At 35.6% G+C, this 8,535-nt stretch carries 8 protein-coding genes; all 8 read left to right on the forward strand.

The features are described from left to right. The first annotated feature begins 205 nt into the window (after positions 1-205). The 8 genes from F6K22_RS22335 (at position 206) to F6K22_RS22370 (ending at position 8,198) form a co-directional block, all read left to right on the forward strand. Positions 206-1,645: a cation:proton antiporter gene (locus tag F6K22_RS22335; protein WP_293102856.1), complete on the forward strand. Its 1,440-nt coding sequence runs from the start codon at positions 206-208 to the stop codon at positions 1,643-1,645. Positions 1,646-2,106: 461 nt separating this feature from the next. Then, entirely contained in the window at positions 2,107-3,561 is a 1,455-nt protein-coding gene (locus F6K22_RS22340; RefSeq protein ID WP_293102859.1) for a cation:proton antiporter, read from the forward strand. 398 nt (positions 3,562-3,959) lie between these two features. Then, positions 3,960-4,574: a hypothetical protein gene (locus tag F6K22_RS22345; RefSeq protein WP_293102862.1), complete on the forward strand. Its 615-nt coding sequence runs from the start codon at positions 3,960-3,962 to the stop codon at positions 4,572-4,574. Positions 4,575-4,617: 43 nt separating this feature from the next. Beyond that, positions 4,618-5,826, forward strand: coding sequence for a BtaA family protein (locus F6K22_RS22350; RefSeq protein ID WP_293102865.1), 1,209 nt, complete (start codon positions 4,618-4,620; stop codon positions 5,824-5,826). A gap of 10 nt (positions 5,827-5,836) precedes the next feature. Further along, positions 5,837-6,574, forward strand: a complete 738-nt coding sequence (locus tag F6K22_RS22355) for a class I SAM-dependent methyltransferase (protein WP_293102868.1) — start codon at positions 5,837-5,839, stop codon at positions 6,572-6,574. Positions 6,575-7,249: 675 nt separating this feature from the next. Beyond that, a complete protein-coding gene (locus F6K22_RS22360; RefSeq protein ID WP_293102871.1) occupies positions 7,250-7,645 on the forward strand; it encodes a Na+/H+ antiporter subunit E in 396 nt (131 codons plus the stop codon). Beyond that, complete coding sequence (locus F6K22_RS22365; protein WP_293102874.1) at positions 7,642-7,896, forward strand: hypothetical protein; 255 nt, start codon at positions 7,642-7,644, stop codon at positions 7,894-7,896. The genes F6K22_RS22360 and F6K22_RS22365 overlap by 4 nt, the downstream gene beginning before the upstream one ends. Then, positions 7,893-8,198 carry a monovalent cation/H(+) antiporter subunit G gene (locus F6K22_RS22370; protein WP_293102876.1) on the forward strand — a complete coding sequence of 102 codons (306 nt, stop codon included), beginning with the start codon at positions 7,893-7,895 and terminating at the stop codon, positions 8,196-8,198. Before F6K22_RS22365 ends, F6K22_RS22370 begins: the two co-directional genes overlap by 4 nt. Positions 8,199-8,535 lie beyond the last annotated feature (337 nt).

Below are 8,535 nucleotides of genomic sequence, written 5' to 3' on the forward strand. Positions count from 1 at the left end.
CGTTTTTTTAGCATTCTTTTTTCAAAGTGGTATTAGAAGTTAGAAGTCAGAAGTCGGGAAATTCAGTTAGAGAATAGGGGAAAAAGGTAGAAAAATTCTCCCTACTCCCCTACTCCCTACTCCCCTACTCCCCTACTCCCTTCCCTATTCCCTCTTTTCTGGAGATATCTAAATAGTCATAGCAATACTATAACTGATAACTGAAATGACCAATATTACAATTGCCTGGATGGCATTACCATTTTTTGTTGGGTTCGTGATCTATCTACTACCCAAACTTTCTCGCTTTCTAGCACTGGGAGTAGTATTGCTTTCTGCTAACTATGCTTTGGCGATATTTGCTGACCCATTATTTGTTTTAGATATACAGTTACTTGATAGTTTTGGTGTAACTCTAAGGATCGACCAACTAAGTGGCTTTTTTATTATTACTAATGCTCTAGTAACATCAGCAGTAATTTTTTACTGTTGGAATACTAATAAACCAGCTTTTTTCTATTTGCAAGCAGTGATTTTGCATGGTAGTGTAAATGCTACTTTTATTTGTGCAGATTTTATTAGTTTGTATGTAGCACTAGAGGTAATTAGTATTGCTGCCTTTCTACTGATAACTTATCCCCGTACAGATAAATCTATTTGGGTAGGGTTACGCTATATGTTTGTCAGTAATACGGCAATGTTATTTTATCTGGTGGGAGCAGCATTAGTATATAAAGCCAATAATTCTTTTAATTTTATGGGTTTGACTAATGCTCCTCCAGAGGCGATCGCCCTGATATTTTTGGGGTTATTAGTCAAGGGTGGTATCTTTATATCAGGATTATGGTTGCCCTTAACTCACTCCGAGTCACAGAGCTTTGTGTCGGCAATGCTATCAGGAGTTGTGGTCAAAACAGGAGTTTTTCCTTTTGTGCGTTGTGCTCTAATGTTAGAAGAAATCGATCCTATTGTCAGGATATTTGGTGTTAGTACGGCACTTTTAGGAGTAGTTTTGGCGATTTTTCAACAAGACACCAAGCGAACTCTGGCATTTAGCACTATTTCCCAATTGGGTTTTATCATGGCAGCACCAGAAGTCGGAGGTTTTTATGCTTTGACTCACGGGTTTGTGAAATCAGCACTGTTTTTAATATCAGGCGTTTTACCAAGTCGTAATTTTCAGGAGTTGCAAGATAAACCGATGAATAACTCACTCTGGATAGCATTAGCGATAGCTAGTTTTTCGATTTCTGGTTTTCCCCTATTATCTGGTTTTGGAGCCAAGATATTGACTACTAAGAATTTATTACCTTGGCAAGTTATTGCCATGAATGTTGCGACTGTAGGTACAACTATTGTATTTGCTAAATTTCTCTTTTTACCTCATAAAAAAAGTGACTCAGAAAAGAAAATTCAACAAGGGTTTTGGTGGGCAATGGTATTCTTACTAGGTGGATTAATAGTAGCAAATGCAGTTTATTATGACGCTTATACTATCAATAATATTGTCAAACCATTGGTAACTATCGCCATTGGTTGGCTAGCATATCGATTTATTTTTCAGAAATTGGTGATTAAGTTACCAAGAGCAGTTGAAGAATTTGAGCATTTGATTGGGGTGATGGCTATAATGCTAATTTTAGTTTTTTGGATGGTACAAATATGATATTATGGCCGGTGGCATTAGTAGGGGAGTGTGGGAAGTGTGGGAGGTGTGGGGGTAAAGTCCGTTTTTATTAATGTAGCTTGCGTATCTTCGAGATATCTCAGGTATTGATACCAAATGGGTTCTATAAAGTACAACTAAGGAAGAAGGAAGAAGAAAGAAGGAAGGAGAAAGAAGGTTGAAAAGAAGGAAAAAACTTAAATGATATGAAATATGGTCATACACAGTTATTACATTTGCTACTTCCCATCAAGGGAGACCTTACCGAAAAATTAAGGTTTAAAGCCTCTCCTTTCAAGGAGAAAAAAAATTCTTTTAACCAATCCTCTTCTTTTTAAGAAGAGGTAATTAATAATTATTAATTATTAATTATTGAATCAGTATACTCTTAAAAAATTTCCTTGCTTAAATTCCTCCTTTTTTTCTTACTTTTAACTTTTGACTTTTAACTTTTGACTTTTATGACCAATATTACGATCGACTGGATGGCATTGCCATTTTTTGTAGGATTTATTATCTATCTGCTACCGAAGTTAGACCGCTTTCTAGCATTAGGGATAGCATTTGTTTCGGCTGACTATGCTTTATATATATTTGCAGATCCATCCCCTGTAAATATTAAATTACTAGATAGTTTTGGTGTTAGTTTAACTATCGATCAATTGAGTGGCTTTTTTATTATTACTAATGCTCTAGTAACAGCAGCAGTCATTCTTTATTGTTGGCAAAGTGATAAAACTACTTTTTTCTATATGCAAGCGGTGATTCTGCATGGTAGTGTTAATGCTACTTTTATTTGTGCAGATTTTATTAGTTTGTATGTAGCTTTGGAGGTAATTAGTATTGCTGCATTTCTACTAATAGCTTATCCTCGTACAGATAGGTCGATTTGGGTAGGGTTGCGCTATTTGTTTGTCAGTAATACAGCAATGCTATTTTATCTGGTGGGAGCAGTGTTAGTTTATCAAGCACATAATTCCTTCAATTTTATGGGTCTGCGGGGTGCGCCTCCAGAAGCGATCGCTCTAATATTTTTGGGATTATTAGCAAAAGGTGGTATATTTGTATCGGGGTTATGGTTGCCCTTAACTCACTCTGAGTCACAAAGTCCAGTATCGGCAATGTTGTCGGGAGTGGTAGTGAAGGCAGGGGTTTTTCCATTGGTGCGTTGTGCGCTGATGTTAGAGGAAATAGATCCTATCGTGAGATTGTTTGGAGTAAGTACAGCACTTTTAGGGGTGGGTTACGCGGTATTTGAAAAAGATACTAAACGGATGTTGGCATTTCACACCATTTCTCAGTTAGGTTTTGTACTTGCTGCACCAGTAGTAGGGGGTTTCTATGCTTTGACTCACGGTTTAGTTAAATCTGCTCTATTTTTGATAGCAGGTATTTTACCTAGTCGTAATTTTAAAGAATTACAGCACCATCCTATTGATAACCGAATTTGGGTGGCTTTAGCGATCGCTAGTTTTTCGATTTCTGGTTTTCCCCTACTCTCTGGTTTTGGAGCAAAAGTGTTAACTTCTAAAAATCTATTACCCTGGCAAGTTATTGCCATGAATATTGCAGCAGTAGGAACAGCAATTTCTTTTGCTAAATTCATTTTTCTACCTCACCAGAAAAACGAGAAAATAATCAAAGTTAACCTTGGTTTTTGGTGGGCAATGGTACTCTTACTTGGCGGGTTGATAGTAGCAAATGCTGTTTATTATGAAGCTTATAGTATCAAAAATATTATCAAACCACTGGTAACTATTGCTATTGGTTGGTTAGCATATCTGTATATTTTTAAGAAACTGGCGATTAAGATACCAAGAGCGATCGAAAAATTCGATCATCTAATTGGGTTTATGAGTCTAATGTTAATATTACTCTTCTGGATAGCATGGACGCAATTACCTTTTTTAACATAAAATTTAAGACTGGCAATATCAAATCCCCTTGCTTTGGAGTGTAATAGACCTCTGGTGGAAAAGAGGGAGTAGGTCGGAGGTAGGGACGTTGCATAAGGGAAGGGCGTCCGTACAGAGCAGGGGGAAAGAATTGATGATTTTTACCCGATAATTGATTTGATTTTTGATGATCACGCCTATGTCTAATAAGAAACCGGGTTTATAGGAGGTAGATGTTAGTATGGGGGTATTTAATACAAACCCGGTTTCTATACTTTAGGATTTGATAGAATTTGGTTTTTACTCGACGCCAACTTCACTCTAACAAATATCATCAATTGAATCAATTTTTTTCAAAGCTAACACTTAGCTAATATTTATGATACATTGATAACCGTCATACCATAACTAAGGTAAGTATGAATAACAAAATCAATGGAATATTTCCTCACATAAGTCCAGGTGATGTGATTGCTTTTTCAGGTAATGGACTAGATGCCAAAATTATTCGATCGTTTACTAGAAGTCCCTATAGCCATGTTGCTATTGTATTAGAGACTGAATGTCTAAATAAACAGTGTCAGGATATTCTCATTGCAGAATCGACAGCTTACACAGTATTACCAGATTTTAAAGAACAGAAGCGCTTAAAGGGAGTTCAAGTTCATTGGTTAAGCCATTGGCTTGATATCTATAAAACTTGTGGACAAGCATGGTGGTTTCCTTTGAACAAAAAGTTGTCCTATGATAGGATTGCTCAAATGCAATCATGGCTCTGGCATCTTAACGATCGTCATACTCCTTATGCTTTTTGTAAGAGTATAGGTTCTTGGTTAGCACAGAATAAATATTTTAATGCAGAAACCAAGGGGAAATCACCTAACGCTTCGGCAGGTTTTTTTTGTTCTGAACTTGTTGCCGAAGCTTTACAAATAGCTGGAACGATCGATCCTAAACTTAATCCTGCCGCGCACACACCCAAAGATTTAATGAATATTGAATGTTTTCAAGAACCAATGCTAATTTTACCATGAATTCATTCTAATTATTGTGTACAATTAAATTAGGTAATAACAAATGACTTTGATTCCAAAAATTGACAGTTGGTTAGATTTAGGGTTTCATTCCCTACATCGAAATAATCTAGTTTATGTGACTTGTTGGGAAGATCCACGACTAGACAGAGTAGCCATGAATTTGACCAAAGATGATACAATTTTGGTCTTGACTTCAGGAGGATGTAATGCTCTTGAATATGCACTTGATGAACCAGAACATATTTATGCAGTTGATGTTAACCCTCGACAAAATGCTCTACTTGAATTGAAAATAGCTGGAATTAAGAAGCTTGATTATTCTAACTTTTTTAAACTTTTTGGAGAAGGTCATTTATCTAAGTTTAAAGAGGTTTATCAGCAACAACTTCGTGCCGAGCTATCCCCTTTTGCTCAACAATATTGGGATAGTCATGGAGCCAGATATTTTGCAGGGAAACGTTCTTTTTTCTTTCATGGTACAACAGGTATCTTTGCTCAATTAATTAATTTCTACATCGATCGTGTTGTGCAACTTCGAGATGAATTGAATGCACTGATGTCAGCCAAAACTATTGAGGAGCAACGTCAAATCTATTATGATGAACAAATCAACGATAGGTTTTGGAAAAAATTTATTCGTCAGATTATGAATAGTAACTTGACGCTGTGGATGCTAGGTGTTCCTCCTCAACAACGAGAACAAATGGAACGCTACCTAAAAAATGGAGTTGCAGACTTTGTAGAAGATTGTTGTCGGCAAGTTTTTAGTGAAATTCCTATCTGGGATAATTACTTCTGGCGAGTTTTTCTTGAAGGCAAATATACACCAAGTTGTTGCCCAGAATATTTGAAACCGGAAAATTTTCAATTACTCAAAGCGGGATTAGTCGATCGCATCTCAGTTCATACAGATACAGTAGCTCAATTTTTAGAGCGTAATAATGATATTCAGATTTCTCATTTCGTTTTACTCGATCATATGGATTGGCTTAGTAATTATGAATATGCAGAGCTAAAACGAGAATGGCAAGCTATTGTAGATCGCTCTGGGAAAAAGTCGCGCATTCTATTTCGGAGTGGTGGTTTTAAAGTAGAATATGTCGATCCTATCTCTGTGTCTATCCAAGGTAAAGAGCATAATTTAGGTGAAATGCTGCAATACCACAAGGATTTAGCACAGGAACTCCATCAAAAAGATCGGGTTCATACTTATGGCAGTTTTTATATTGCCGATCTAGTAACAGCTTAAGGAGGTAAGGGTGTCATTTTTTAGTGATTTTGCTCAAGACCTGAATATATTATACCATTTAGTTAAACCTATTCAAGGTAGTAATCATCAGGAAAGACTAGAGAGTTTTTATGGAGGTCAAGCTCAGGGTTATGACAAGTTTCGCAAACGTTTGCTCCAAGGTAGAGAAGAATTATATCAATCCCTAATTGAATATCCAGGAGATATCTGGCTCGATCTAGGAGGTGGTACTGGTGCTAATCTTGAGTCAATAGGCGATCGACTAACCAAATTTCAGAAGTTCTACATTGTCGATTTGTGTCCTTCTTTATTGGAGATAGCACAGGAGCGAATTATTGCTAATAAATGGTCTAACGTTGAGACTGTTGAAGCTGATGTTACTCAATTTACCCCACCAGAAAAGGTTGTTGATATTGTAACATTCTCCTACTCTTTAACAATGATTCCAGACTGGTTTGCAGCTATAGATCGAGCCTACAATTTACTAAAACCTGATGGAATTATTGGAGTTGTTGACTTTTATGTTTCTCGTAAATATCCTATAAAACAGTGGTCTTCCCACTCCTGGTTATCTCGTAATTTTTGGCCTGCTTGGTTTGGAAAGGATAATGTCTTTTTATCTACCGAACACGCTCCTTATCTTCATTACCGTTTTGAAAGTATTCAATTTATTGAAAGGATGTCAACTATTCCTTTTTTACCAGGGGTAAAAGTGCCTTATTATCTGTTTATTGGGCGAAAAAAATGACAAAAATAATTGAGATTTGAAAATTATGACATATAATATTATGTCCGGATAAGAGCGCGATAGAACTCAGTTCCGCTGACGCGAACGAAAAAGTTTTTGTTTGTAGTAGGTCTTTGGCCCTGAAAGATATATCTAGCGGGCTAAAGCCCTACTACAAGCTTTAATTATAACTATTCAAAGAAATTGAAAATTTAACAGTAGAAAAGTCTATTATAATTAACTCAGCAGATATAGTAAAAGATCCTAGGGTTTATTTAAAAGCCTTATGCTTCCAATTAGGGATTAATTTTTCAGAAAAAATGCTTTTTTGGAAACCAGAAGAGACTAATCTTGTATCATGGAAAAATACAATACAATTTTTGAACAATTTCGTGAAGAAGTTTTTAATTATAATGGATTTTTTCAGGAATCTAAAGAAATTAATATTCCAGATATATTAGTACTATATATTAATAAGTGTATACCACTTTATGAATAAATGTACAAATCTCGATTGCAAGTTTAAATTTCTCGCCTTTGGTAATTGCCAAAAGTGATATCTGATTTTAACTTAGGAATTTTTGCTTCTATTGCTGATATAATTTAGCATAAACCTGTTACCAATGGATAATCGTTCATTAGAGATAGTTTTCATTATCTATTATCGATTATCCATTATCTATTATTCATTATAGCATGGACGCAACTTCCTTTTTTAACATAATACTACGACTAGCAATTTGGTTTTTACTCACCGCCGACTTGAGTCCGGCAAATATTATTATTGGTGTTAGTATCGCTTTTTTATTACCTCGTAGCAAAACATCCCTAGGAGCATTAAAAGATTGGTTGCGAGTATTGTGGGAAATTATTGTCGCCATTCCCCAAGCTTATATTGAAGCAATACAAATTATGGTTCGTCCCCATAATGATGAAGTTTTGGTTTGTGAAAGTGTTAAACCACAACGAACACCAGGATTGATATTTCTGGATATATTTTTAATTACTTTTACCCCCAAAACTATTGTCTTGAAATATCACGAAGGGGGGTGGTATGAAGTACACGTAGTTCGACGGAGCAGAAAAAGATGAACAACTCTATTTTAATTGCGATGATTTTAGCTTTGCTTATACCTGTTTATGAAGCGTGGCAAGATGATGATATCTGGCAAAAAATGCTGGCTTTTGCTAGTATTGCTACCAAAACCTCAATTATGATGTTACTTATCTCCGTTTTGCGGGATGATTGGTCTATTGGGGTAGTTGCGGTAATTATTCTGAGTGTAGGTAATGCGGGATTAATGTTACTGGCAAATTTAATTAAAAGGTTAAACGAAATATGATTGATATTTTAAGCTATAGCTTGATATTTATCGGAATTATCTTCTGGTTTTGGGGAACATTCCCCCTACTCGGACATAGATCGGTTTTATTTAAACTCCATAGTCTTTCGGTAGCTGATACCCTTGGTTCGATGAGTATTGTTGTCGGTTTACTGCTCAAAATACCTAGTGAATGGCCGTTATTGCTCCTAGCACTTATTACTTTGGCGATTTGGAATACGGTTTTGGGGTACGTTTTGGCATATTGCTCTAGTCCTGATACCCAAAAGTTAAATGTCAAAAGTCAAGGCGTTCCTGAATAAATATATGATTTCACAGGAATCAGGAGTCAGTAAGTAGAAAGGAGTTTTTCGGTGACTTTAGAGGAAGAAATAGGTATAATTTGCACTATATGTTTTGGTTGAAAATTTACCCAAAGTTGAAATTCATACCTTAAATTAGCAATACCAAAGTTAAAAGATAGAAAATAGTAGAGTCAACCTATCAATCTTTTTTCCCTAATTACGCAGAAGTTAAAAGTTAAAAGTTAAAAGTTAAAAGTTAAAAAATGATTGATATTTATGTTTATATCATCATTGCTCTGTTACCTTTAGCAGCTTTGATGCTAGTTTTTCAAGTTAATCCCTATAATGCTCTAGA

The sequence above is a fragment of the Okeania sp. SIO2F4 genome (assembly GCF_010672385.1).
In the GTDB taxonomy this organism is placed as follows: Bacteria; Cyanobacteriota; Cyanobacteriia; order Cyanobacteriales; family Microcoleaceae; genus Trichodesmium.

What these genes read in the sequence shown, in the direction of transcription:
- F6K22_RS22370 (WP_293102876.1), top strand. Translation starts at nt 7,893, where the DNA reads ATGATTGATATTTTAAGCTATAGCTTGATATTTATCGGAATTATCTTC.
- F6K22_RS22350 (WP_293102865.1), top strand. Translation starts at nt 4,618, where the DNA reads ATGACTTTGATTCCAAAAATTGACAGTTGGTTAGATTTAGGGTTTCAT.
- F6K22_RS22340 (WP_293102859.1), top strand. Translation starts at nt 2,107, where the DNA reads ATGACCAATATTACGATCGACTGGATGGCATTGCCATTTTTTGTAGGA.
- F6K22_RS22345 (WP_293102862.1), top strand. Translation starts at nt 3,960, where the DNA reads ATGAATAACAAAATCAATGGAATATTTCCTCACATAAGTCCAGGTGAT.
- F6K22_RS22365 (WP_293102874.1), top strand. Translation starts at nt 7,642, where the DNA reads ATGAACAACTCTATTTTAATTGCGATGATTTTAGCTTTGCTTATACCT.
- F6K22_RS22335 (WP_293102856.1), top strand. Translation starts at nt 206, where the DNA reads ATGACCAATATTACAATTGCCTGGATGGCATTACCATTTTTTGTTGGG.
- F6K22_RS22360 (WP_293102871.1), top strand. Translation starts at nt 7,250, where the DNA reads ATGGACGCAACTTCCTTTTTTAACATAATACTACGACTAGCAATTTGG.